We start from the raw sequence: 23,448 nt of genomic DNA, 5'->3' as shown, positions 1-23,448 counted from the left end.
GTGCGGTGGAGGAGTCGGACGGGAGGGGCGTCCGGTTCCCGCCAATCGGTCGGACGCACCCCTCGAACGGGTGAGGTGCGGGCTCCGTCACCCCGCTGCCCGGCTCGAGCTGTCCGATGATCGCAGGCGGCTGGTGGACCGCGGTCTCTCGCGGCCGCTCGTCCACCGCGACCCGGAAAGGCCGTCCATGCGCATCCTGCTCGTCGCCAGCAGCTTCAACAGCCTCACCCAGCGGGTCCTGGTCGAGCTGTCCGACCGCGGGCACACCGTTCCCGTGGAGGTCACCCCCGACGGGGATGCCGTGCGCGAGGCCGTGGCACGTCACGCGCCGGATCTGGTCGTCGCCCCCCTGCTGAAGGCCGTCGTGCCCCGCGACGTGTGGACGGCGCACCGTTGCCTGATCGTGCACCCGGGGCCCGTCGGCGACCGCGGCCCGTCCTCGCTGGACCACGCGATCCACGACGGGGTCGAGGAGTGGGGCGTCACCGTCCTCCAGGCCGACGACGAGATGGACGCGGGCGACGTCTGGGCGTCCGCAGCCTTCCGCGTCCCGGAGGTCGGCAAGAGCGACCTGTACCGCAACGAGCTGTCCGACGCCGCCGTGGACGCCGTGCTCCGCGCCGTGGAGCGGGTCGCCGCCGGGGCGGCACCGCGTCCGCAGACCGGCGAGGTCCGCGCCCGTCCCGCTCTCCGGCAGGAGGAGCGCCGGATCTCGTGGGGCGAGGACACCACCGAGACCGTTCTGCGCACCCTGCGGGCCGCCGACTCGCAGCCCGGTGTACCGGACCGGCTGCTCGGGGCCGAGTGGTTCCTGCACGGCGGCCACGCGGAGGACGGTCTGCGCGGGCGGCCCGGAGCCCTCCTCGCCACCCGGGCGGGCGCGGTCTGCCGCGCCACCGTGGACGGCGCGGTGTGGATCCCCGAGCTCCGCGCCCGCACCGGCCCGGGCAGGCCGCGTGCCTGCAAGCTCCCCGCCACCCTGGCCCTCGCGGGCCGGTTGCCGGAGCTCCCCGAACTGCCGGCACCCGCCGACCCGGCGCCGGGACGGCGGACCTGGTCCGACATCCGGTACCAGGAGCGGGGACCGGTCGGCGTGCTGTCCTTCGCGTTCCCCGGCGGGGCGATGAGCACCGACCACTGCCGCCGCCTGCTGGACGCGTACGAGACCGCCCGCGGGCGCCCCACCTCCGTCCTGGTGCTCGGCGGGCAGCGCGACTTCTTCTCCAACGGCATCCATCTGAACGTCATCGAGGCCGCCGCCGACCCCGCCGCCGAGTCCTGGGCCAACATCAATGCCATGAACGACCTGGTCGAGGCGGTTCTCACCACGACCGACCGGCTCGTCGTGAGCGCGATCGGCGGCAACGCCGCCGCCGGCGGGGTGATGCTCGCCCTCGCCGCCGACGAGGTCTGGTGCCGTTCGGGTGCGGTGCTCAACCCGCACTACCGGCGCATGGGCCTGTACGGATCGGAGTACTGGACCCGGACCCTGCCCGGGAGGGTGGGCGAGGCCCTGGCCGCGCGCCTCACCGAGGAGGCCCGCCCGGTGTCCGCCGCGGCATCGCTGGACATGGGTCTCGTCGACCGGGTCGTCGACTGCGGACCCGGGGAGTTCGCCGCCGAGATCACCCGATCGGCCCTCCGCCTGGCATCCCATGGCGGTCTGCAGCCGCGGATCGCGGCGAAGAAGGCGGAGCACGAGCGCCGCGAGTCCGTGGCTCCCCTTGCGGTCCACCGTGAGCAGGAGCTCTCCCGGATGCGGTCGATCTTCGACGATCCCGCCGCGAGCTATCACGCGCGGCGCCGGGCCTTCGTCCGGAAGGAGGCCCCCCGGCGGCGCTCCCGGACGGTCCAGGTGCGGGCGGGGGCGGATCGGCCGACTGTGGAACAAGACCCAGGCCTGACATGAGGCCTTCGCCCCACCCCTCCTCAGGAGGCGACGCATGAGCGCAGTGAAGCCGGCACCGGTCGAGGACCAGGGCGCCGCACCCGGCAGTGAAGAGAAGCCGATCCACATCCTCTGGATCAACGCGGGTCTGAGCTGCGACGGAGACTCGGTGGCCCTGACCGCCGCCATGCAGCCCAGCATCGAGGAGATCGCCCTCGCGGGGCTGCCAGGGCTGCCCAGGATCGCGGTCCACTGGCCGCTCATCGACTTCGAGTGCGGTCCGGTGGGCGGCGCCGACACGTTCATCGAGTGGTTCTTCAAGGGGGAGCGGGGCGAGATCGACCCGTTCGTGCTGGTCGTCGAGGGATCCATCCCGAACGAGGCCATCAAGCAGGAGGGCTACTGGAGCGGCTTCGGCGACGACCCGGAGACCGGTCAGCCCATCACGACCAGCGAGTGGGTCGACCGGCTGGCGCCCAAGGCCCTCGCGGTGGTCGCGATCGGCACCTGCGCCACGTACGGCGGCATCCACGCCATGGCGGGGAACCCGACCGGCGCGATGGGCCTCCCGGACTATCTCGGCTGGGACTGGAAGTCGCATGCCGGCATCCCCATCGTGTGCGTGCCCGGCTGCCCCATCCAGCCGGACAACTTCGCGGAGACGCTGACGTACCTGCTCTACCAGGCGGTCGGCTCCGCGCCCATGATCCCGCTGGACGACAAGCTCCGGCCGACCTGGCTGTTCGGGGCGACCGTGCACGAGGGCTGCGACCGGGCCGGCTACTACGAGCAGGGCCAGTTCGCCTCGACGTACGACTCACCGAAGTGCCTGGTCAAGCTCGGCTGCTGGGGCCCCGTCGTCAAGTGCAACGTCCCCAAGCGCGGCTGGATCAACGGTGTCGGCGGCTGTCCGAACGTCGGCGGCATCTGCATCGCGTGCACGATGCCCGGATTCCCGGACAAGTTCATGCCGTTCATGGACGAACCTCCCGGCGGCAAGGTCTCCAGCACCGCCAGCGGCGTGTACGGCTCCGTCATCCGCCGCCTGCGGAACATCACGGCCAAGACCGTGGACAAGGAGCCGAAGTGGCGGCACACCGGCGAGCGCATCACCACCGGCTACCGGCCGCCCTGGTGACCGTGACGCCCGCGCACCACCCCCTCAGCACCCCCCATCCACCCCACTGTTCGCACAGACGAAGAGTCGACGAAGGGCAGCACAGCGACCATGGCATCTCCGGCGAAGACGACGGGTGACGGCTCCGGCCTTGTGGAGATGGCCTGGGACCCCATCACCCGGATCGTGGGCAGCCTCGGCATCCACACGAAGATCGATTTCAAGCAGAAGCGCGTCGCGGAGTGCTACAGCACGTCCTCCGTCTTCCGTGGCTACAGCGTCTTCATGCGGGGCAAGGACCCCCGCGACGCGCACTTCATCACCAGCCGCATCTGCGGCATCTGCGGTGACAACCACGCGACCTGCTCGGTGTACGCGCAGAACATGGCGTACGGCGTGAAACCCCCGCACCTCGGTGAGTGGATCATCAACCTCGGCGAGTCCGCGGAGTACATGTTCGACCACAACATCTTCCAGGAGAACCTGGTCGGGGTCGACTACTGCGAGAAGATGGTCCGCGAGACCAACCCCGGCGTCCTGGAGCTGGCCGAGCGCACCGAGGCGCCGCACGCCGCCGAGCACGGCTACCGCACGATCGCGGACATCATGCGCTCCCTCAACCCCCTCGAAGGCGAGTTCTACCGCGAGGCGCTCCAGGTCAGCCGCTACACCCGGGAGATGTTCTGTCTCATGGAGGGGCGGCACGTCCACCCCTCCACCCTCTACCCCGGCGGTGTCGGCACGGTCGCGTCCGTGCAGCTGTTCACCGACTACATGAGCCGCCTCATGCGCTACGTGGAGTTCATGAAGCGGGTCGTCCCGCTCCACGACGACCTCTTCGACTTCTTCTACGAGGCGCTGCCCGGCTACGAGGAGGTCGGCCGCCGCCGTGTGCTGCTCGGCTGCTGGGGCGCGCTCAACGACCCCGAGCACTGTGACTTCACCTACGCCAACATGACCGACTGGGGCCGGCGCATGTTCGTCACCCCCGGCGTCGTCGTCGACGGCAAGCTGGTCACCAACGACCTCACCGAGATCAACCTCGGCATCCGCATCCTGCTCGGCAGCTCGTACTACGAGGACTGGCAGGGCCAGGAGCAGTTCGTCACCCACGATCCGCTGGGCAACCCGGTCGACCCGCGCCACCCGTGGAACCAGCACACGATCCCGGCGCCGCAGAAGCGGAACTTCGACGACAAGTACAGCTGGGTCATGTCCCCGCGCTGGTTCGACGGCAAGGACCACCTGGCACTGGACACCGGAGGCGGCCCGATCGCGCGCCTGTGGTCGACCGCGCTCTCCGGCCTCGTCGACATCGGCTACGTCAAGGCCACCGGGCACAGCGTCGTCATCAACCTCCCCCGGACGATGACCAAGCCGGAGACCACCTTCGAGTGGAAGATCCCGAAGTGGAGCAACGCCCTGGAGCGCAACCGCGCCCGGACGTACTTCCAGGCGTACGCGGCGGCCGTCGCCCTGCACTGCGCCGAGAAGGGCCTGGAGGAGGTCCGCGCCGGACGCACCCAGACGTGGGAGAAGTTCGAGGTGCCGGACGAGTCCATCGGCGTCGGCTTCACCGAGGCCGTACGGGGTGTCCTCTCGCACCACATGGTCATCAGGGACGGCAAGATCGCCAACTACCACCCCTACCCGCCGACGCCGTGGAACGCGTCCACGCGGGACACGTTCGGGACCCCCGGACCGTACGAGGACGCGGTGCAGAACACCCCGATCTTCGAGGAGAACACGCCCGAGAACTTCAAGGGCATCGACATCATGCGCGCCGTGCGCAGCTTCGACCCCTGCCTGCCGTGCGGCGTCCACATGTACACGGGCAACGGCCGGACCGTGAAGCAGATGCACGTGCCCACCGGCCTGAGCGGTCTGGCCGGATGAGCACGACCACCGCCGAACAGGCGGGCCGACGCGTCGAGGAGGTCCTTGACCGGCTGGCCGAGAACGGCGACGCCGAGGCCTGCGCGGCCGCGGAGGAAGTCGTACGCGTCCTCATGGAGTTCTACGGCAGCGGCCTCGCCCGCGTCGTCGAGCTCCTCGGGCGCCCCGCCGCCCGCCCGCCCGCCGACCCGCTGGCCCCGCTGCTCGCGGACGAACTCGTCGCGAGCCTCCTCACCCTGCACGGACTGCACCCCGAGGACGTGCCGACCCGCATCGACCGTGCCCTGTCCGCCCTGCCGCAGCCCGTGGAGAACGCCGGATTCGACCCGGAGACGGGCATCGTGCGGCTGCGGGCCACCGCCTCGACCGGCTGCGGCTGCTCCGGCACCCAGGAGTCCGTACGGCAGGCGGCGCTGGACGCCCTCGCCTGCTTCGCCCCCGAGGTGACCGGCGTGGAGCTGGAGAGCGGTGCCCCGCGCGAACCGGCGCTGCTCCAGATCGGCACCCGTCCGTCCCTCGCGGGCGCGGACGGCCGCTCATCGGCCACCGCCCGGTGAACGGGCCGCCGAACAGCGCCGTCCGGCCACCGGGGCCCACCGGCCTGCGCCGGTTCACCACCCCCCGCCCGCCCCGCGAGGAGCGCTGCGAACTGTGCGGCGCCCCGCTGGCGGCCGAGCAGCGTCATCCGCATCTCGTCGACACGGACAAGCGGGCCCTGGTCTGCGCCTGCGGCCCGTGCGCGCAGCTCATGGACCGCTCCGCCGCCTCCCCGGGGCGGTTCCGGGCGGTCCCCGGCCGCTTCCTGAGCGACCCGGACCACCGGATCGACGACCGGGCCTGGGAGTCGCTGCGCATCCCGGTCTCGGTCGCGTTCTTCTTCCGCAACTCCGCCCTCGACCGGCCGGTGGTGCTCTACCCGAGCCCCGCCGGCGCCACCGAGAGCGAACCCGACGAGGAGGCCTGGCGGTCCGTCCTCGACGCCACGCGGCTCGCCGCCCTCCTCGAACCCGACGTCGAGGCCCTGCTGCTGCGCCGCCACGAGGGCCGCACCGAGTGTTTCCTCGTGCCGATCGACCTCTGCTACGAACTGGTGGGCCGCATGCGACTGCACTGGCAGGGCTTCGACGGAGGCGCGGAGGCGCGGGCGGACCTCGACGCCCTCTTCGGTCACGTCCGGGGTCTGGCCCGCGAGCCGCAGGGGAGCAGGCCGTGACCGAGTTCTCCTTCGCCTGCACCGACGTCCGCGCCGACGCCTACGCCGCCGGACCCACGCTCGTGTTCCGGCTGCGGATCACCGCCACCGGCGGCACCCGGGTCCACGCCATGGCCCTGCGCTGCCAGATCCGTGTCGAACCCGCCCGGCGCGGCTACGACGACCACGAGGCCGCGGCCCTGGGCGACCTCTTCGGCGAACGCTCCCGGTGGGGCAGCAGCCTCAACCCCGTCCAGTTCGCCCAGGCCTCCGTCATGGTGCCCGGCTTCACCGACGAGATCGAGACCGACCTCGTCGTGCCCTGCACCTACGACACCGACATCGCCGCCTCCCGGTACTTCCGGGCGCTCTCCGACGGTGACATCCCGCTGCTCCTGCTCTTCTCCGGCACCGCCTTCACCGGCGCCGGCGGCTTCCACGTCGAGCCCGTTCCCTGGGACAAGGAGGTCTCCCACCGCATGCCCGTGAAGGTCTGGCGCGAGATGATCGACCAGCACTTCCCCGGCTGCGGATGGATCCGGCTCCCCGGCGACGCGATGGACGCCCTGCTCGCCTACCGCTCGCGCCGGGCCCTCCCGTCGTGGGAGGCCACCGTCGAGTCCCTGCTCGAAGCGGCGGGGGAGAGGACACCATGACCACGGTCGCTTTCACCCCCGGCACCGAGGCACGGTTCGCCGTCGCCCGGCACGTCGCCGACGCCGTCCTCTTCGAGGGGTACGTCCTCTACCCGTACCGTGCGTCCGCCGCGAAGAACCGGCTCCGCTGGCAGTTCGGGGTCCTGGTGCCGCCGTCCTGGAGCGCCGCCGCCGAGGAGCACGACTTCCAGCTCACCGAGTGCCTGATGGAGCCCAGGACCGGCGCCCAGCTCGCCGTGGAGGTCCGCTTCCTGCGCGCCCAGCGGCGTACCGTCGAGGAACTCCGCGAGGACGGGACCTTCGCGCCGACCGGCGAACTCCGCCTGGCCGACCGGGTCCTGGTGCCATGGGACGAGGGCGTCGAGGAGCGCGTCACCCTCACCGTGCCCGTCGCCGACCTGCGGGGCGACGGCACCGCCCTGCCCTTCACCCGCCCCGCCGCCGAGGAGACGGAGGAGGTCACCGACCCCGACGGACGCGTCCTCGGCCGCCTCGTACGCCGCCGCGAGGAGATCAGCGGCACCCTGCGGATCTCGGCGGCCGAACTCGACGGCCCGTACCGTGTCGAGCGCCTCACGGTCACCGTGGAGAACACCAGCGCCTGGACCGCCGAGCCGGACACCGACCGCCACGCGGCACTGCCGTACTCCCTCGTCGCCACCCACACCCTGCTCCGCCTCGACGGCGGCGCGTTCCTGTCGATGACCGACCCGCCGGAATGGGCCAGGGGCGCCGTCGCCGCCTGCCGCAACCTGCACACCTGGCCCGTCCTGGCCGGCGAACCCGGCCGCGACGACCTGCTGCTCTCCTCACCGATCATCCTGGAGGACCACCCGGCCATCGCGCCCGAGAGCCCCGGCGCCCTCTACGACGCGACCGAGATCGACGAGATCCTCGCCCTGCGCACGGCGGCCCTCACCGACGAGGAGAAGCGCGAGGCCAGGGGGACCGACGCGCGTGCGGCGGCCGTGATCGAGCTGGCGGACACCATGCCGCCCGAGGTCCTCGAACGTCTCCACGGAGCGGTACGGAGCCTCCAGAGCGTCACCGGACCCCCGAAGCCGGCCGGAGACTTCCTCGAACCCGAGACGCCCTGGTGGGACCCGGGCGGCGACACCGGTGTCGACCCGGGCAGCGACCACGTCCTCGTCGACGGACACGAGGTCCGCGCAGGCAGCAGGGTCGTCCTGCGCCCACGGCTGCGCCGCACGGACGCCCAGGACCTGTTCCTCGACGGGCGCACCGCGCTGGTCGAGGCGGTCCTCCACGACGTCGACGGCGGAGTCCACATCGCGGTGACCGTGGAGGACGACCCGGGCGCCGACATCCGCCGCGAACAGGGCAGGTTCCTCTACTTCCAGCCCGACGAGGTCGAACCCCTGGAGGACGAGTGAACGGCCCCGCACCCGAAGCAGGGGCGTCCGGCCCGGCCCGCACCCTCGTGGCCGGGGTGGGCAACATCTTCCTCGGCGACGACGGCTTCGGCGTGGAGACCCTGCGGCGGCTCACCCGCGAGGAACTCCCCTCCTCCGTCGAGCTGGCCGACGTCGGAGTCCGGGGCGTCCACCTCGCCTACGAACTCCTCGACGGCTGGGACACCCTCGTCCTCGTCGACGTCACCGCCCGCGGCGGCGAGCCCGGGACGCTGTACCTGATCGACGCCTCGGACGCCGACGACCGGAGCTCCGGCCAGGAGCCCTCGCCGCTCGACGGCCACCGGATGACCCCCGACGCCGTCCTCGCCCTGCTCGACACCCTCTGTGCGGGGACCGGGGCCGCTCCGCCACGGCGGATCCTCGTCGTCGGCTGCGAACCCGCCTGCCTCGACGAGGGCATCGGGCTCAGCCCGCAGGTCGCCGCGGCCGTACCCGAGGCGGTGCGCATGGTGACCGGACTGGTCCGCCAGGACGCCGTCGTATGACCGCCGTATGAAGACCGAAACGGAGAGCTCCATGCAGAGAAACCTCCTCGCCGCCACCGTCGCCCTGGCCGTCGTGGCCGTCGTCGTCGGAGTCCTCCCCGACCTCCGGCGCTATCTGCGGATCAGCCGGATGTGACGCCCCCCGCGGGTGCGGTGGCGGCGGCTGCACCGAATGGACGACACCGCCGTCCGGCCCCGGCGCGCCGGGCGTTCCCCCGCCACCCCCCGTTCTCTAATGGCGCACGAGCCCCACCCCCGCGCCCAGGACGGAGACCGATGCACGAGATGTCCCTCGCGGTCGCCGTCGTCGACCAGGTCGAGACCGTGGCGCGGTCCCGCGGGGCCGTCGGCGTCAGCAGCATCGAGCTGGAGGTGGGCGAGCTGGCCGGCGTCGTCGCCGACGCCCTCGCCTTCTGCTTCGAACTCGCCTGCGCCGGAACCGTCGTCGAGGGCGCCGAGCTGATCACCCGTACCGTCCCGGGCACCGCGCGCTGCGCACGTTGCGCCGAGGTCTGGGCGGTCGGCATGCCGCCGCTCCTGCTCTGCCCCGGCTGCGGCGCCGCCGCCGACGAACTCGTCTCCGGCCGCGAACTCCGGATCCGCGAGGTCCGCTGGGCCGACCCCGAGAGCGGGGAGGCCCGCCGGACCGACGCCGAGGTCCCGCGCGAACATCGCCAACCGATCACCGAGGAGAGCTGAGCATGTGCCGAGCCGTCGATCTCCAGCGCGCCGTTCTCGCCAAGAACGAGGCCGCGGCACAGATCCTGCGAACCGAACTGAGCGCCCGCGGCACCACGGTGGTCAACCTGCTCTCCAGCCCCGGCAGCGGGAAGACCGCCCTGCTGGAGCGCGAACTGCGCCTCGCCGGCGAACGGGGCGTCAGCGCCGCCGCGCTCACCGCCGACCTCGCCACCGAGAACGACGCCCGCCGCCTTGCCCGCTCGGGTGCCCCCGTCAAGCAGGTGCTCACCGACGGCCTCTGCCATCTGGAGGCCGACATGGTCGCCCGGCACCTGCACGACTGGCTTCCCGAGTCCACCCGGCTGCTCTTCGTCGAGAACGTCGGCAACCTCGTCTGCCCCGCCGGCTACGACCTCGGCGAGTCGCTCCGCGTCGTCCTCGCCTCGGTCACCGAGGGGGAGGACAAGCCGCTCAAGTACCCCACCGCGTTCGGCCTCGCCCAGCTGGTGATCGTCACCAAGACCGACATGGCCGAGGCCGCGGAGTTCGACGAGGCGGCCTTCCGCGCCCACGTGCAGCAGGTCAACCCCGGTGTCGAGATCGTCCTCAGCTCGGTGCGTGACGGCCGGGGAGCGGGCGCGCTGCTCGACCGGGCCCTCGCCGTCGCCGAGGGGAACCGTGTCCACACCCCGGTGATGGCCCGGGCCGGCGCGTGACCACGGCACGGCCCGCACCCGCATCCGCACCCGCATCCGCACCCGCCACGGCCCCGCGGCGCAGCCGTGTGGTCGTCCGCGGCGTCGTGCAGGGCGTGGGCTTCCGGCCCTTCGTCTACGCCCTCGCCACCGGGCTGCGCCTGTCCGGCCACGTCACCAACACGGCGGACGGCGTCGTCGCGGAGGTCGAGGGAGATCCCGCGGACGTCGCGTCCTTCTGCGCCCGCCTCGCGCCCGACGCCCCGCCCCTGGCAAGGGTCGAGTCGGTCGAGTCGGCCGAGGTGACCGCGCGCGGCGGCAGCGGGTTCACGATCGTGCCCTCCCGTCAGGGCGGCGCCGTCCGCACCCTCGTCCCGCCGGACACCGCCACCTGCGACGACTGCCTCGCCGAGCTCGCGGACCCGGCCGACCGGCGGCACCTGCACCCCTTCATCACGTGCACCCACTGCGGCCCGCGGTTCACGATCGTCACGGGACTGCCCTACGACCGGGTCCACACCACCATGGCCGGCTTCCCGATGTGTGCGGACTGCGCCCGGGAGTACGCGGACCCGGCCGACCGGCGCTTCCACGCGCAGCCCGTCGCCTGCCCCCACTGCGGCCCCCGGCTGCGGCTGGTCACGGCACCCGGCTGCCCCGCCTCCTCCGGTACGGATCCGGCCCCCGGGCACGACCGGACCGCCCCCGATCCCGGTGCCGACCCGATCGCCGCCGCGCGCGGGATGCTCGCCTCCGGCGCGATCCTCGCCGTCAAAGGGCTCGGCGGCTACCACCTGGCCTGCGACGCGACGAACGCCGACGCGGTGGCCGAACTGCGCCGCCGCAAGGCGCGCGGTGACAAACCGTTCGCGATGATGGCCGCGGACCTCGCCGACATCGAGCCCCTCGCACACCTCTGCCCGCTCGAACGTGAACTCCTGACCGGCGGCGTCCGGCCCGTCGTCCTGCTGCGCCGCCGGCACGACGCCCGGCCGCGCCCCGGGGCCGCGCCGGCGCCGAGGGTGGCGCCGGGCAGTCCTGACCTCGGCTTCATGCTCCCGTACACCCCGGTGCACCACCTCCTCCTCGGCCTCGGCACGACGGACCGGGAAGGGCCACGGCTGCTGGTCATGACCAGCGGCAACCTCGCGGGCGAGCCCATCGTCACGGACGACGCGGAGGCACTGACCAGGCTCGCCGGTCTGGCGGACGCCTGGCTGCTGCACGACCGTCCGATCCATGTCCCCTGCGACGACTCCGTCGTCCGCGTGTGCGACGGGGAGCAGCTGACGCTGCGCCGCTCCCGGGGCTACGCGCCGCTGCCGGTCGCGCTGCCCGTGGAGGTCGCCCCGGCCCTCGCCGTCGGAGGGGACCTGAAGAACACCTTCTGCCTCGGCGACGGACGCCAGGCCTGGCTCTCCTCCCACATCGGCGACATGGACGACCTCGCCACCCAGCTCGCCCTCAGCTCCGCCGAGCGGCAGCTGGAGTCCGTCACGGGCGTACGGCCCGGGCTGCTCGCCGCCGACCGCCACCCCGGCTACCGGTCCACCCGCTGGGCCCGCGAGCACGCGGCGGACCGGCCCGTCGTCCCCGTGCAGCACCACCACGCGCACGTCGCGGCGGCGATGGCCGAGAACGGCCTCGACGGCACGGCTCCCGTGATCGGCGTCGCTTTCGACGGCACCGGCCACGGTCTCGACGGCGCCGTGTGGGGCGGTGAGTTCCTGCTCGCGGACTACGCCGGGTTCGCGCGGTTCGCGCACCTGGCCTACGTCCCCCTGCCGGGCGGCGACGCGGCCGTACGACGGCCCTACCGCATGGCCCTGTCCCATCTGCGTGCCGCCGGCCTCGCCGCCGACCCCGCCCTGCCCTGCGCGCGAGCCTGCGCTCCCGAAGAACTTCCCGTACTGGAACGGCAGTTGGCGAGCAATCTGAACTGCGTGCCCACGTCCAGCATGGGGCGCCTCTTCGACGCCGTCTCCTCCCTCGCGGGGATCTGCCACCACGCGGGATACGAGGCACAGGCCGCGATCGAGCTGGAGGCCGCGGCCCTGCGCGCACCCGCCGAGGCCGAGGACGGACGCTACGCCTTCCGGCTCGGCGCGCCGCGGGCCGGTGCCCCGCTCACCGCCGACCCCGCACCCCTGCTGGCCGCGGTCGCCGCCGACGTGCTGGACGGGACCCCCGCGGCCGTCGTCGCGGCGCGGTTCCACCACGCCGTGGCCCGGCTGGTGCGGACGGTCTGCACCGCCGCACGCGACGGGACAGGCGTGGAGACCGTGGCCCTGACCGGGGGAGTGTTCGCCAACACGGTGCTCTCCTCGGCCTGCGCCGAAGGACTCCGGGAAGACGGCTTCACCGTGCTGCGCCATCGCCTGATCCCGCCGAACGACGGCGGTCTGGCTCTCGGCCAGCTCGTCGTGGCCGCGCGGAGCACGGACCTGGCGGCTCCCGGCACGCCGCGACGAGAGCGACAGTGAGGAGACACCCATGTGCCTGGCGGTACCAGGAAGAGTGCTGGACGTCGAGGACCGGGACGGCACCCGGATGGCCACGGTCGACTTCGGCGGAGTGGTCAAGGAGGTGTGCCTGGAGTACCTGCCGGACCTGAGACCCGGCGAGTACGCCATCGTGCACGTGGGCTTCGCCCTCCAGAAGCTCGACGAGGAGTCCGCCAAGCGGACGCTGGAGCTGTTCGAGACCCTCGGCCTGCTCCAGGAGGAGTTCGGAGACCCGTGGGAGGCCGCCGAGGCCGCGGGAAGCGAGTGGCAGGCGCAGGACGACGTCCACGGAGAGGTGCGGCCGTGAAGTACATCGACGAGTTCCAGGACCCGGCCCTGGCGGGCCGGCTGCTCGACGAGATCCGTGCGAAGGTGACCCGGCCCTGGGCCCTGATGGAGGTCTGCGGCGGCCAGACCCACAGCATCATCCGGCACGGCATCGACCAGCTGCTGCCCCCCGAGATCGAGCTGATCCACGGCCCGGGCTGTCCGGTCTGCGTCACTCCGCTGGAGATGATCGACAAGGCCCTGGAGATCGCCTCCCGGCCAGAGGTGATCTTCTGCTCCTTCGGCGACATGCTCCGCGTCCCCGGCACGGGCCGCGACCTGTTCCAGGTCCGCGGGCAGGGCGGCGACGTCAGGGTGGTCTACTCCCCGCTGGACGCGCTGCGGATCGCCGAGCAGAACCCGGACCGGGAGGTGGTCTTCTTCGGCATCGGCTTCGAGACCACGGCGCCGCCCAACGCGATGACGGTCCATCAGGCGCGCAAGCGGAACATCCGCAACTTCAGCCTGCTCGTGTCCCACGTCCGCGTCCCCCCGGCGATCGACGCGATCATGCGGTCCCCGGACTGCCGCGTCCAGGGATTCCTCGCCGCCGGCCACGTCTGCAGCGTGATGGGCACGGCCGAGTACCCGGAGCTCGCACAGCGCCACCGGGTGCCGATCGTGGTCACCGGCTTCGAGCCGCTCGACATCCTGGAAGGCGTACGCAGGACCGTGCTCCAGCTGGAGCGGGGCGAGCACACGGTCGAGAACGCCTACCAGCGCGCCGTGACGGCCGAGGGCAATCCGGCGGCACAGGCGATGCTCGGCGATGTCTTCGAGATCACCGACCGGGCCTGGCGCGGCATCGGCGTCATCCCGGACAGCGGCTGGCGCCTCTCCGAACGCTACCGGGACCACGACGCCGAGCACCGCTTCTCCGTCGAGGGGATCGACACCCGCGAGCCCGCCGAGTGCCGCAGCGGCGAAGTCCTCCAGGGCCTGCTGAAGCCGAACGAGTGCGAGGCGTTCGGCACCACCTGCACGCCCCGCTCCCCGCTCGGCGCCACGATGGTGTCCAGCGAGGGCGCCTGCGCCGCCTACTACCTCTACCGGCGGCTCGACGCGGCGACCCCGGGACAGCGGCCTCCCGCGGCGGCCTCCGCAACCCCGTCCCCGGTCACCGCCTCCCTGGAGGGCAGCACCCTTGCCTGACACCGTGCCCGACACCACCGTCAGCACCGTCCCGGCGGCCGACGCCGCGCAGCCGGTACCCGACATGCTCTCCTGGACCTGCCCCGCGCCCCTGCGCGACCAACCACGCATCGTCATGGGCCACGGCGGCGGAGGAGCGCTGTCCGCCGAGCTGATCGAGCACGTCTTCGCGCCCGCCTACGGCGGACCGGCCCTCGCCCACACCGCCGACGCGGCCGAGATCCGGATCGGAGGCGCCCGCCTCGCGTTCTCCACGGACTCCTTCGTGGTGCGCCCCCTCTTCTTCCCCGGCGGCAGCATCGGCGACCTCGCCGTCAACGGGACCGTGAACGACCTCGCCATGAGCGGCGCCCGGGCGAGTCACCTCTCCTGCGGGTTCATCCTGGAGGAAGGCGTCGAGACCGACGTGGTCGCCCGCGTCGCGCAAGCCCTCGGTGCCGCGGCGCGCGCGGCCGGCGTCCAGGTCGTCACCGGTGACACCAAGGTCGTGGAGGCCGGCCACGGCGACGGCATCTACATCAACACCTCGGGCGTCGGACTGATCCCCGACGGAGTCGACCTGCGCCCGCAACGGGTCGTGCCCGGCGACGTGGTGATCGTGAGCGGCCCGATCGGCCTGCACGGCGTGGCGATCATGAGCGTGCGGGAGGGCCTCGAATTCGGTGTCGAGATCACCAGCGACTGCGCACCGCTCGGCGGCCTCGTCGAGGCGATGCTCGCCGCCACGCGGGACCTGCACGTGCTGCGCGACCCCACACGCGGTGGCCTGGCCGCCTCGCTGAACGAGATCGCGGCGGCGTCGGGCACGGGCGTCGTCATCCAGGAGCGCGCCGTTCCGATCCCCGAGGCGGTCGGCAACGCCTGCGCGGTGCTCGGACTCGACCCCATGTACGTGGCGAACGAGGGCAAGCTCGTGGCCTTCGTCCCGCGTGACCACGCCGACGCCGTACTGGCCGCGATGCGCGCACACCCCCTGGGCGCCGAAGCGGCGGTGATCGGCGAGGCGGTCGAGACCCACCCGGGCATGGTGGTGGCGCGTACCGGACTCGGCGGCACGCGCGTCGTGGACATGCCGCTCGGAGAGCAGCTGCCCAGGATCTGCTGAACTCAGACCCGGCGGCCGCGCCGCTCGCGGGAGGTGTCGAGGGTCCACATGTGGGTGCAGTTCGGGCACTGCAGGTGGACCCGGGGCCCCTTGTTCGCGATCAGATAGCGCCAGTGGCTCCGGCAGTTCCGGCGGTCCAGGCACGTCCCGCAGTCACGGGAGTCGTCGCAGCCGGGGCACGCGACCCAGGCCCGCCGGGCCGGGTCGGCGTGGGGATCAAGCGGAAGACGCACGGCCCGGCACCTCCCCGGGCAGGACACCGGCCGCGACCAGCATCGCGTGAAGCCGCTGCTGCTCCTCGTCCAGGCCCGAGTACAGCAGGGCGTGCGCCGCCTCCTCCTCGCGCAGGACGGCCACGGGGTCCCAGTCGGGCCCGAGGGCCGCCACGACCTCGGCACGCCGTCGTGCCTCCTCGACGGTGAGGTCGATACTGAAGCCGACCAGGTCGGAAGGCGTGTCGGGGCCGTGGTTCATGGGGGGACTTTCGGGGTGAATCGAACAAGTACGCCACCACGTCTACCAGAGCGCACGGCGCGTACGGAAGGGTCCGGCCTTCCTTCGACGGCCCCTGTGGCGCACCTCATGCCGAACGGGCGGAAGCACTGACCGGCGGTTCCACGGGCAGGACGGCGAGCGGCGTCGAGGCGACGCGCCCGTCAGGCGGGATCGAGGTCCGCGCCCGTCATGCGGCCGGGCCGGACGCGTCGTGGCCCGTGATGCCCGCCCTGCGCAGGGCCGACCGCCATGCCAGGGCGGCCGCCGCCTCGGCCAGGCCCATGAGGACGAGCCACAGCCCGAGCAGCCTGGTCAGGGCCCGGGCCGACTCCGCCGGAAGCGCCAGGACCACGATTCCCGCGACGATGCCGAGGACCGCGACGGCCATGACGACGCCGCGGTGCGGCATGTTCTTGGTGGCGATGGCGGAGTACAGGCTGACGATGCCGGACACCAGCCAGACGGCGCCGACGATGAGCGAGAGCGCGGAGATCGTCTGGAGCGGGTTCCTCAGGCACAGCACCCCGCCCAGGACACACAGGACGGCCACGATCAGGCCGGGCACGCGGTCGCTGTCGCGGCCGAACACGGCCACGAAGCGGAAGCCGCCGATCACCAGCAGGTAGAGCCCGATGAGCACGGCCAGGACGTGCAGGGTCACGTCCGGCCAGACGAGCGCCAGGATGCCCGGCACGAGTGTCGCGATCGCCGCGCCGAGGAGCCACGTCCAGGAACGGCCGAGACGTGCCAGCTGGTCAGCCGGGTCGACCGCGGGAGCGGTGCCCGCCTCGCCGGCCATGTCCTCGGGTGCGGAGCCCTGTGACGTTGTCATGTGTCCTCCTCCCGCTCGCCCGAGCGGATCGCCGGGGAAGTCCTCGACGCTCGGGGGAGTGGCCACGGCGACCGTGTGAGCCTCCCGTACAAGTCTCCACCCTCCGCGTGCCCGCCGCCTCACCTGCTCCCACGAGAGCCTGCCGACGAGCACCCGGGGTCGTCCGAACCTAGCGTGGAGTGTGGGAACGACCGGACGGAGGATCACGAGCATGAGTGACGCCATGGACAAGGCCAAGGGCAGGCTCAAGGAGATCGCCGGAAAGATCACCGGCCACGAGCGCCTGGAGGCCGAGGGCAAGACGGACCAGACGAAGGCCAAGCTCCGTCAGAAGGCGACGAGCATGCGCCACCGCGCCGAGGGAATCGTGGACTCGCTCAAGCGCGATCACCGCTCGTAGCCCTCCACCACGCCCCACGGCCGTCTCCCCCGGGAGGGGAGGGGATCCACGATCCGCCGCCTCAGCAGGAGCCGCCGCCTCAGGAGAAGGACGGACTCACTCTGGTGTCCCGCCGCGATCCCGACGAGGGCCGCCGGCCCGCCGTACGAGGGCCCCGCTCCCCGGACGACCCGCCGAGGGCCCGGTGGCGCGGGCCCATCGGCACCGGGCCCGCCGTCGTCCTCACGGTCGCCGTTCTCGTGGCGGCCAACCTGCTTCTGCACCGCTGGACCGGCCCGCTCCGCCTGATCGCGGCCGTCGCGGTCGCCGCCCTGCTCCTCGGGGTGCTCCGTTGGGCCGGCGGCACGGCGGCGGACGCGGGGCTGGCCCCCGGGACACGGGCGCGAGGTGCCCGCTGGGCATCGGTCCTGATCGGGATCGTCGCCGCCGTCTACCTCGTCGGAGCGCTGCTGCCGGCCACCCGCTCGCTGTTCGAGGACCGGCGGTACGACGGGATGACCGGGGGCGAGCTGGCGGTGCGCGTTCTCGTGGTGGTCCCCGTCGGCACCGTCCTGGTGGAGGAGGTCGCCTTCCGCGGAGTGCTCTACGGACTGGTGCGCCGGGCCCGTGGGACGGTCTGGGCGACCACCGTGTCGAGTCTGCTGTTCGGCCTGTGGCACGTCCTGCCGTCCCTGCACCTGGCGACCGCGAAACCCGCGCTGACCGGCGTCTTCGGGGAGTCCGCGCTCGGCTCCGTCCTCGCGATCGGCGGGGCCGTGCTGTTCACGGCGGCCGCGGGCGTCCTGTTCTGTGAACTGCGCCGCCGCAGTGACAGTCTGCTGGCGCCCATGGGCCTGCACTGGGCGGTGAACGCGTTCGGCTACGTCGTCGGCTTCGTGCTGCGCTGACCCCGCGGCCCTGAGGGGCGTCCGTGATCAGTGGCTCGGCTGGATGACCTCGCGCAGCCGGTCCAGGTCCTGTGGTGTGAAGCCCGTCGGCCGCATGACGGCGTTCCAGCCGTCGACGTACGCGGCCTTGTACGTGTGACCGTGGCCGTCCGGCACGCCCGTGGAGAACGGCAGGTCCGCGGTCACCTGCCAGAACGTCACGAAGGGGATCCAGACCATCTCTTCGAGCACGTCGCCGCCGGGCGCCTCGCCGATCCAGTCGGGCTCGGAGAGCGCCAGGTCGGGGCTCCACCAGACGATCGGGTCGGACGGGTGCATGAGATACAGCACCCGCGTACCGTTCCAGGGCTCATCCTTCGGCAGGATCCCCGTGGTCGGGTCATCGGTGAACCGTACGGTCCGTCCCTGCTTGTAGACGGGTTCGATCTCCGGGCTTCCCCCGTCGCGGTGGTCGCTGAACTCGCGGAACAGCGTGTTGAAGTTCGGGGGGCCGGCGAACAGGGTGCCGGCGGTGCGGTTGCGCAGGTCGTACTCGCCGCTGAAGGCCGTCTCCCCGCCGAACGACCCCAGGCTCTCGCCCGCCACGAACAGCCGCGGACGCTGATCCTGGGGGAGCTTGGACCAGACGTCGTACACCGCGTCGAAGAGCTCCCGGCCGGCCTCGCGCGCCTTCGACTGGTCCACGAGATACGACAGCCACGACGGCAGGTACGAGTACTGCATCGCCACGGTGGCCGCGTCTCCGTCGCCGAGGTACTCGAAGGAGTCGACGGCGGCTGGATCGACCCAGCCGCTTCCCGTGGTGGTCATCACGAGCAGGTTCGCGCGCTGGAAGCCACCGGCCCGTTCGAGGTCCGCGACGGCCCGCTCCGCGCGCGACTCGGCGTCGTCGGAGGTCGCGAGCCCGGCGTAGGCCCGTACGGGTTCCTGCGCCGGGCGGTGGGTGAACGTGCCGATGTCGGCGGCCGAAGGACCGTCGCCGGTGAAGGCCCGGCCCTGCCTGCCCAGCGAGTCCCACGGCACCAGCGACCCCGGCCCGCCGGAGCGCAGCGTCGACGTGGGCTGGCGCACGCCTTCAGGCGTCTCCGTGTCCCGCAGCGAGAACGCCTCGTTGGCCGCGTTCACGAAGCCGGCCAGCAGGACCCCGCTGACGAGGGCCCACGCCAGACCCGCCACGACGACCCAGCCGACCACTCCCGCCGCGCGCGGTCCGATCCAGCGGCGGAGGTGGCGGGCGAGCCATCGGTACAGACGCCGGAGTCCCCGGCCCGCCAGGAGCAGCAGCCAGAAGACGAGCGCGGCCACGAACGGGCAGGCGAGGGTGGTGAGGAGGTTGTAGTCGGTGACCCCCATGAGCCGGCGGATCTCGTGCTGCCAGTACTGGCCGAGCCCGAAGGACAGGCCGAACAGGACGATCGCGCAGATGATCAGGACCCGCCACGAACCGGGCGACGCGCTCCGCGCCTCCCGGTCGGCGAACGCCCGCCACACGTAGGCCGCGACCACGCCGAGCCCGTACCCGATGGCGGCGCTGATGCCGCAGATCAGCCCCTGGAGGATCCCGCCGCGAGGGAGCAGCGACGGGGTGAAGGAGAGGCAGGCGAGGAGAAGGGCACCCCAGCAGCCGGGGAGCGTGAGGCTGAGCGACCGGCGCTGCCAGAAGCCGGCGGCCGGTTCGGCGCCTTCGCTCTCCGCTTCCTCGCTGTCGGGGGAGCCCTCCGGAGGGGGCTGGTGCAGGTCAGGACTCATGGCTGTCCTCCCGGGGAAACGATCCCAAGTCCCGACCCGCCGTGCCACCCAGGCCGGTCAGCCGAGGATTCGACGCTTCTGCTCCTCGAACTCGGCCTCGGTGAGCACTCCCTGCTCCTTGAGCTCACCCAGCTGCTTGAGCTGGTCCAGCTTGCTCTCCATGCCGTCGGACGGCGCCGGAGCGGGGGCCGGTGGCGGGGCGGCGGCGGGCGGCGGTTCGGCCGCCTGCGTCTGAGCGGCCCAGCGACCCTGCTGGCGGCGGGACACGCGGTTGGACACGGCGGTCGCCGTACCCGCGACGACCGCAGTGCGGGCCACTCCGCGAAGTAGACCTGGCATCGCTTTCTCCTCTGCTGTCTCACGTCTCACGCGACGTCTGTGTCACGCCTCACGCGACGTCGTCGAACGGCTTCCGGGCCTGTCGGCTTCGGATCCGAGGGCGACGGGTCACGCCGATTCCTCGGCCGCTTCGAGCGAGGCGAGGAGGGCTTGTACGGGCACCCGCCCGGAGGCCACCAACTGGGCTCCGCCCCGTCGGAGGGCGGTGGCGAACGGCGCGGCCCACACGTTCTCGTAGATCAGCAGACCGGCGGAGTTGCCGGGCTCCACGGCGGCCGCGGCCTCCTCCAGGTCGTCCTGGCCCAGCAGTCCCGACTGGGCGCCTTCGAAGACGGCGAGGTCGAGATTGCCGTCCCCGGTGAGATCGGCGATCTCCAGAGCGGTCACCGAACCGTCCTCCTCCTTCCTGATGAACATCAGGTCGAGGAGCCGGATGATGCCGCGCTCCACCAGGTCGACCAGGAGAGGGAAGGCCTCGCCCGTCATGTGGTTGCCGGGAAACTCGACCACCACATAGTCGATGGGGCCGATCTCGTCGTATTGCTCGGTCACAACGTCACCTCTGAATCGTGGAGGCCCCTGGTCGCCATTCCAACACCGGACGTCGCGCGGTGCATCCGGGACGGATCCGCCTCGACCACGGTCCGGCCGAGCCCGCGCGGCATGCGCGATGCGACGGACGGGATCAGACTGGGCAGGGTGAGCAGCCGGACGGAACCTGGTTCGCAGCAGCCTCCCGCGCAGCAGGAGGGCGGGCGGCTCCCGAACCAGACAGTGGCACTCGCGGCGATGATGTTCGCGGTGGCGATGACGTTCATCGACCAGACCATCGTCTCCATCGCCGCCCCCGACATCGTGCGCGAACTGGGCCTCTCCAGCTCGGGCATGCAATGGGTGGTCAACGCCTATCTCCTCGCCCTCGCCGCGTTCTTCGCCCTCGGCGGCCGCCTGGCCGACCTGTACGGGCCACGGCGCGTCGTCGTCATCGGCACCCTCGTCTTCGTCGTCGCCTCGGTCCTCTGCGGCTGCGTCCCCTCCGGCGACTACGCCCAGCCCTGGCTCATCACCTTCCGGGCCGTGCAGGGTCTGGGCGCGGCGCTGCTCTTTCCGGCGGCGCTGGCCGTGGTCGTGGCGGTGTTCCCCGTCGAACGGCGGGGCAGGGCCCTCGCCCTGTTCTTCGGGATCTCCGGAGCGCTGACCGCCGTCGGCCCGCTGCTCGGCGGCTGGCTCACGTCCGCGTGGACCTGGCGCGCCGTCTTCTGGGTCAACGTGCCGGTCGCGATCGTCGCCCTGGTCCTCACCGCCCTCGCGCACATCGCGGACCGCCCGCGCCCCGGAACTCTCGACGTGCCCGGCGCGGTCCTCATCGCCGCCGGCATGGGCCTGAGCGTCCTCGGCTTCCAGCAGGCATGGTCATGGGGCTGGAGCAGCTGGGCGACCTGGCTGTGCGTCGTCGGCGGCCTCGCGATCCTGTACGTGTTCGTACGGTACGAGCGCGGCCTCCGCCATCCGCTGATCGACCTGCGGGTCTTCCAGGACAAGGCGTTCAGGGTGGACGCGGCCGTGCTGTTCTTCGCGATGCTCGCCTTCGTGCCGGTGTTCTTCTTCTCCTCCGTCTACGCCCAGGTGTCCCTCAGCGCCTCTCCCAACCAGGCGGCGCTCTTCCTGCTGTACTTCTTCGTCGGCTTCGCCCTCGCCTCCCAGTGGGGTGGCCGGATCCTCGACAAACGGGGTGCGCGCCCCGCGCTGAAGGCGGGAACGATCCTGGGCGCGGTCGGCTTCGCCCTGTGGGCCAACGAACTGACGAACCTGTCCATGCACGACCAGTGGCCCTACGTGGCCCTCGCCGGCGCGGGAATCGGCTTCATCATGGCCCCGGCGTCGACGGACGCGGTCAACCGGGCCATCGGCGCCTCCTACGGCGAGGTCACGGGCATCACCCAGACCGTCCGCAACTACGCGGCGAGCGTGGGCCTGGCGGTGTTCGGCACCCTGCTGTCCCGGGCCATGACGGAGAACGTGACGGACACGCTCCGGGCACGCGGGATCGCACCCGCCGTCGCGGACCAGGTCGCACGCGGCATCACCGACTCCGTCTCGGGCCACGGCGACGCCACCCCGCCGACCGGCACCGGCCAGGTCGCCGAAGCCACCCGCGACGCCATGTCGGCCATCCAGATGGACTTCGCCCAGGCCAACCAATGGGTCTTCTACGGCATGGCCGTCGCCCTCGCTCTCGGTTTCCTCTTCGCCGTCCGCCACCCGGGCGACCGCGCGACCCCGAAGGACCCGGCCCCGACGCCTCCGGAGTGACCGGGCGGACGGGCCGCCGAGGAGTGCGGAGATGAGCGACGCGGCCTCCGACGTCGTCACCGAGGCGCTGGAGGAGCTGCGGCAGCGGCTCCAGGGCCTGGACGAGGGCGCGGTCGCCGACTACATCCCCCAACTGGCCCAGGCCGACCCCGACTGCTTCGGGCTCGCCCTGGTGAGCATGGACGGGCACCGCTACCGGGCCGGCCGCTGCGACACGGAGTTCACGCTCCAGTCGGTGACCAAGCCCTTCGTCCTGGCCCTGGCCCTGGCCGAGCTGGGGCCGGAGGCGGTGGACCGCCGGGTCGGCACCGAGCCCAGCGGGGAGGCCTTCAACGCCATCAGCCTGGACCCGGCGACCGGCCGCCCGGCCAATCCGATGATCAACGCGGGTGCCATCGCGGTCACCGCCCTGGTCCCCGCCGCCGATCCGGCCCGGCGTTTCGCCCGCATCCTGGACTGCCTGGGCCGCTTCGCCGGACGTCCGCTGGCGGTCGACGAGGCGGTCTACCGCTCGGAGGCGGAGACCGGCGACCGCAACCGGGCGCTGGCCTACCTGATGCGGGGCACCGGCGCGCTGGCCGGCGACCCGGCCGAGGCGGTGGAGACCTACTTCCGCCAGTGCGCGGTGCTGGCCACGGTGGACGACCTGGCGGTCATGGCGGCCACCCTGGCCAACGGCGGGGTGAACCCGGTGACGGGCGCGGTGGTGGTGCCCGAGCCGGTGGCGGTCCGGGTGCTGGCGCTGATGGCCACCTGCGGGATGTACGACGCGGCCGGCGACTGGATGGTACGGGTCGGGCTGCCCGCCAAGAGCGGGGTCTCCGGCGGTCTGGTCGCGGCCGGACCGGCCCGCTTCGGGATTGCCGTCCACAGCCCGCCGCTGGACGCCGTCGGCAACCCGGTCCGGGGCGTGGCGGCGCTGCGCGAGCTCTCCGGGCGCTTCGGCCTGCACCTGATGCACAACCCCGCCCCGGCCGCCGCCACGGTGGTCTCGCTGCGCCGGGACGAGCACGGCGGGGAGGTGGCGGCGCAGGGCGCGCTGGACTTCACCGCGGCCGAACGGGTGGTGTTCGCCCTGGGGGAGTGCGCCCCGGAGAGCCCCGGGACGGTGCTGCTCGACCTGGACCGGGTGACCGCGGTGGACACCACGGCCGAGGCGATGCTCCGCCGGGCCCTCGACCTGCTGACCGAGCAGGGTCACACGGTCACCGTCACCGGCCTCCCGCGCGAGGGCTAGCGGCAGCGCCCGGGGGTCCGTCTGTCCACTCAAAAGGGCGAACGTTACTGAAATAGTAGCAT

Annotated in this window: 25 protein-coding genes; 19 read left to right on the top strand and 6 right to left on the bottom strand. The window is 72.5% G+C overall.

Annotated elements, in window-relative coordinates; translation table 11 throughout:
- Positions 1–187 precede the first annotated feature (187 nt).
- The 15 genes from IE237_RS29215 (at position 188) to hypE (ending at position 15,134) form a co-directional block, all read left to right on the top strand.
- Entirely contained in the window at positions 188–1,909 is a 1,722-nt protein-coding gene (locus IE237_RS29215) for a hydrogenase maturation protein (RefSeq protein ID WP_189805176.1), read from the top strand.
- 34 nt (positions 1,910–1,943) lie between these two features.
- Positions 1,944–3,026, top strand: a complete 1,083-nt coding sequence (locus IE237_RS29210) for an NADH-quinone oxidoreductase subunit B family protein (RefSeq protein ID WP_189805106.1) — start codon at positions 1,944–1,946, stop codon at positions 3,024–3,026.
- 90 nt (positions 3,027–3,116) lie between these two features.
- Positions 3,117–4,901, top strand: coding sequence for a nickel-dependent hydrogenase large subunit (locus IE237_RS29205; protein ID WP_030689662.1), 1,785 nt, complete (start codon positions 3,117–3,119; stop codon positions 4,899–4,901).
- Positions 4,898–5,458, top strand: coding sequence for a NifU-related iron-sulfur-binding protein (locus IE237_RS29200; protein WP_189805105.1), 561 nt, complete (start codon positions 4,898–4,900; stop codon positions 5,456–5,458). The genes IE237_RS29205 and IE237_RS29200 overlap by 4 nt, the downstream gene beginning before the upstream one ends.
- Positions 5,455–6,114: a DUF5947 family protein gene (locus IE237_RS29195; RefSeq protein WP_189805104.1), complete on the top strand. Its 660-nt coding sequence runs from the start codon at positions 5,455–5,457 to the stop codon at positions 6,112–6,114. The genes IE237_RS29200 and IE237_RS29195 overlap by 4 nt, the downstream gene beginning before the upstream one ends.
- A complete protein-coding gene (locus IE237_RS29190) occupies positions 6,111–6,749 on the top strand; it encodes a DUF6084 family protein (protein WP_189805103.1) in 639 nt (212 codons plus the stop codon). Before IE237_RS29195 ends, IE237_RS29190 begins: the two co-directional genes overlap by 4 nt.
- Entirely contained in the window at positions 6,746–8,143 is a 1,398-nt protein-coding gene (locus IE237_RS29185) for a hypothetical protein (protein ID WP_189805102.1), read from the top strand. The genes IE237_RS29190 and IE237_RS29185 overlap by 4 nt, the downstream gene beginning before the upstream one ends.
- Entirely contained in the window at positions 8,140–8,670 is a 531-nt protein-coding gene (locus tag IE237_RS29180) for a hydrogenase maturation protease (RefSeq protein WP_189805101.1), read from the top strand. The genes IE237_RS29185 and IE237_RS29180 overlap by 4 nt, the downstream gene beginning before the upstream one ends.
- Positions 8,671–8,677: 7 nt before the next feature.
- A complete protein-coding gene (locus IE237_RS41400; RefSeq protein ID WP_268253748.1) occupies positions 8,678–8,806 on the top strand; it encodes a DUF6893 family small protein in 129 nt (42 codons plus the stop codon).
- 140 nt (positions 8,807–8,946) lie between these two features.
- Positions 8,947–9,369: a hydrogenase maturation nickel metallochaperone HypA/HybF gene (locus IE237_RS29175; RefSeq protein ID WP_189805100.1), complete on the top strand. Its 423-nt coding sequence runs from the start codon at positions 8,947–8,949 to the stop codon at positions 9,367–9,369.
- A 2-nt stretch (positions 9,370–9,371) separates the two neighbouring features.
- Positions 9,372–10,067 (top strand): hydrogenase nickel incorporation protein HypB, encoded by a 696-nt coding sequence (gene hypB, locus IE237_RS29170; RefSeq protein ID WP_189805099.1) that lies wholly within the window; start codon positions 9,372–9,374, stop codon positions 10,065–10,067.
- Entirely contained in the window at positions 10,064–12,529 is a 2,466-nt protein-coding gene (gene hypF, locus IE237_RS29165) for a carbamoyltransferase HypF (protein ID WP_189805098.1), read from the top strand. The genes hypB and hypF overlap by 4 nt, the downstream gene beginning before the upstream one ends.
- A gap of 10 nt (positions 12,530–12,539) precedes the next feature.
- The gene (locus tag IE237_RS29160) at positions 12,540–12,857 is read left to right on the top strand and encodes a HypC/HybG/HupF family hydrogenase formation chaperone (RefSeq protein WP_189805097.1); all 318 of its coding nucleotides are present in this window, start codon (positions 12,540–12,542) and stop codon (positions 12,855–12,857) included.
- Entirely contained in the window at positions 12,854–14,029 is a 1,176-nt protein-coding gene (gene hypD / locus IE237_RS29155; RefSeq protein WP_189805096.1) for a hydrogenase formation protein HypD, read from the top strand. Before IE237_RS29160 ends, hypD begins: the two co-directional genes overlap by 4 nt.
- 4 nt (positions 14,030–14,033) lie before the next feature.
- Complete coding sequence (gene hypE, locus IE237_RS29150; protein ID WP_370468310.1) at positions 14,034–15,134, top strand: hydrogenase expression/formation protein HypE; 1,101 nt, start codon at positions 14,034–14,036, stop codon at positions 15,132–15,134.
- A gap of 2 nt (positions 15,135–15,136) precedes the next feature.
- Here the strand turns inward: hypE and IE237_RS29145 are convergent, their stop codons facing one another.
- The 3 genes from IE237_RS29145 to IE237_RS29135 form a co-directional block, all read right to left on the bottom strand.
- The gene (locus IE237_RS29145) at positions 15,137–15,367 is read right to left on the bottom strand and encodes a hypothetical protein (protein WP_189805095.1); all 231 of its coding nucleotides are present in this window, start codon (positions 15,365–15,367) and stop codon (positions 15,137–15,139) included.
- Entirely contained in the window at positions 15,351–15,608 is a 258-nt protein-coding gene (locus IE237_RS29140) for a DUF6400 family protein (protein ID WP_189805094.1), read from the bottom strand. Before IE237_RS29140 ends, IE237_RS29145 begins: the two co-directional genes overlap by 17 nt.
- A gap of 208 nt (positions 15,609–15,816) precedes the next feature.
- A complete protein-coding gene (locus IE237_RS29135) occupies positions 15,817–16,461 on the bottom strand; it encodes an HdeD family acid-resistance protein (protein WP_189805093.1) in 645 nt (214 codons plus the stop codon).
- Positions 16,462–16,672: 211 nt separating this feature from the next.
- Between IE237_RS29135 and IE237_RS29130 the strand changes: the two genes are divergently transcribed.
- Positions 16,673–16,861: a CsbD family protein gene (locus IE237_RS29130; RefSeq protein WP_189805092.1), complete on the top strand. Its 189-nt coding sequence runs from the start codon at positions 16,673–16,675 to the stop codon at positions 16,859–16,861.
- Between the two features lie 104 nt (positions 16,862–16,965).
- A complete protein-coding gene (locus IE237_RS29125; protein ID WP_229842955.1) occupies positions 16,966–17,748 on the top strand; it encodes a CPBP family intramembrane glutamic endopeptidase in 783 nt (260 codons plus the stop codon).
- 27 nt (positions 17,749–17,775) lie between these two features.
- Here the strand turns inward: IE237_RS29125 and IE237_RS29120 are convergent, their stop codons facing one another.
- From IE237_RS29120 to IE237_RS29110, 3 genes are all read right to left on the bottom strand, one after another.
- A complete protein-coding gene (locus IE237_RS29120; protein WP_189805091.1) occupies positions 17,776–19,497 on the bottom strand; it encodes an alpha/beta hydrolase in 1,722 nt (573 codons plus the stop codon).
- A gap of 57 nt (positions 19,498–19,554) precedes the next feature.
- Positions 19,555–19,836: an SHOCT domain-containing protein gene (locus IE237_RS29115; protein WP_189805090.1), complete on the bottom strand. Its 282-nt coding sequence runs from the start codon at positions 19,834–19,836 to the stop codon at positions 19,555–19,557.
- A gap of 108 nt (positions 19,837–19,944) precedes the next feature.
- Entirely contained in the window at positions 19,945–20,322 is a 378-nt protein-coding gene (locus IE237_RS29110) for a DUF6325 family protein (RefSeq protein WP_370468314.1), read from the bottom strand.
- Between the two features lie 303 nt (positions 20,323–20,625).
- Between IE237_RS29110 and IE237_RS29105 the strand changes: the two genes are divergently transcribed.
- Together IE237_RS29105 and glsA are read left to right on the top strand one after the other, a co-directional pair.
- Positions 20,626–22,149: an MFS transporter gene (locus tag IE237_RS29105; protein ID WP_189805172.1), complete on the top strand. Its 1,524-nt coding sequence runs from the start codon at positions 20,626–20,628 to the stop codon at positions 22,147–22,149.
- 31 nt (positions 22,150–22,180) lie between these two features.
- Positions 22,181–23,386, top strand: a complete 1,206-nt coding sequence (gene glsA, locus IE237_RS29100) for a glutaminase A (RefSeq protein WP_189805089.1) — start codon at positions 22,181–22,183, stop codon at positions 23,384–23,386.
- Positions 23,387–23,448 lie beyond the last annotated feature (62 nt).

The organism is Streptomyces tanashiensis (genome assembly GCF_014648895.1).
In the GTDB taxonomy this organism is placed as follows: Bacteria; Actinomycetota; Actinomycetes; order Streptomycetales; family Streptomycetaceae; genus Streptomyces; species Streptomyces tanashiensis.
The sequence above is the reverse complement of the archived record's forward strand: the minus strand, read 5'-3'. Positions and strand labels throughout refer to the sequence as shown.

Bases quoted from the DNA above. Each gene is read 5' to 3' on its own strand.
- IE237_RS29160 (WP_189805097.1), top strand. From the start codon at position 12,540: ATGTGCCTGGCGGTACCAGGAAGAGTGCTGGACGTCGAGGACCGGGAC.
- hypB (WP_189805099.1), top strand. From the start codon at position 9,372: ATGTGCCGAGCCGTCGATCTCCAGCGCGCCGTTCTCGCCAAGAACGAG.
- IE237_RS29185 (WP_189805102.1), top strand. From the start codon at position 6,746: ATGACCACGGTCGCTTTCACCCCCGGCACCGAGGCACGGTTCGCCGTC.
- IE237_RS29215 (WP_189805176.1), top strand. From the start codon at position 188: ATGCGCATCCTGCTCGTCGCCAGCAGCTTCAACAGCCTCACCCAGCGG.
- IE237_RS29115 (WP_189805090.1), bottom strand. From the start codon at position 19,836: ATGCCAGGTCTACTTCGCGGAGTGGCCCGCACTGCGGTCGTCGCGGGT.
- IE237_RS29110 (WP_370468314.1), bottom strand. From the start codon at position 20,322: ATGACGGGCGAGGCCTTCCCTCTCCTGGTCGACCTGGTGGAGCGCGGC.
- IE237_RS29210 (WP_189805106.1), top strand. From the start codon at position 1,944: ATGAGCGCAGTGAAGCCGGCACCGGTCGAGGACCAGGGCGCCGCACCC.
- IE237_RS29135 (WP_189805093.1), bottom strand. From the start codon at position 16,461: ATGACAACGTCACAGGGCTCCGCACCCGAGGACATGGCCGGCGAGGCG.
- glsA (WP_189805089.1), top strand. From the start codon at position 22,181: ATGAGCGACGCGGCCTCCGACGTCGTCACCGAGGCGCTGGAGGAGCTG.
- IE237_RS29105 (WP_189805172.1), top strand. From the start codon at position 20,626: ATGATGTTCGCGGTGGCGATGACGTTCATCGACCAGACCATCGTCTCC.
- IE237_RS29140 (WP_189805094.1), bottom strand. From the start codon at position 15,608: ATGAACCACGGCCCCGACACGCCTTCCGACCTGGTCGGCTTCAGTATC.
- IE237_RS29130 (WP_189805092.1), top strand. From the start codon at position 16,673: ATGAGTGACGCCATGGACAAGGCCAAGGGCAGGCTCAAGGAGATCGCC.
- IE237_RS29200 (WP_189805105.1), top strand. From the start codon at position 4,898: ATGAGCACGACCACCGCCGAACAGGCGGGCCGACGCGTCGAGGAGGTC.
- IE237_RS29175 (WP_189805100.1), top strand. From the start codon at position 8,947: ATGCACGAGATGTCCCTCGCGGTCGCCGTCGTCGACCAGGTCGAGACC.
- IE237_RS41400 (WP_268253748.1), top strand. From the start codon at position 8,678: ATGAAGACCGAAACGGAGAGCTCCATGCAGAGAAACCTCCTCGCCGCC.
- IE237_RS29205 (WP_030689662.1), top strand. From the start codon at position 3,117: ATGGCATCTCCGGCGAAGACGACGGGTGACGGCTCCGGCCTTGTGGAG.
- IE237_RS29120 (WP_189805091.1), bottom strand. From the start codon at position 19,497: ATGAGTCCTGACCTGCACCAGCCCCCTCCGGAGGGCTCCCCCGACAGC.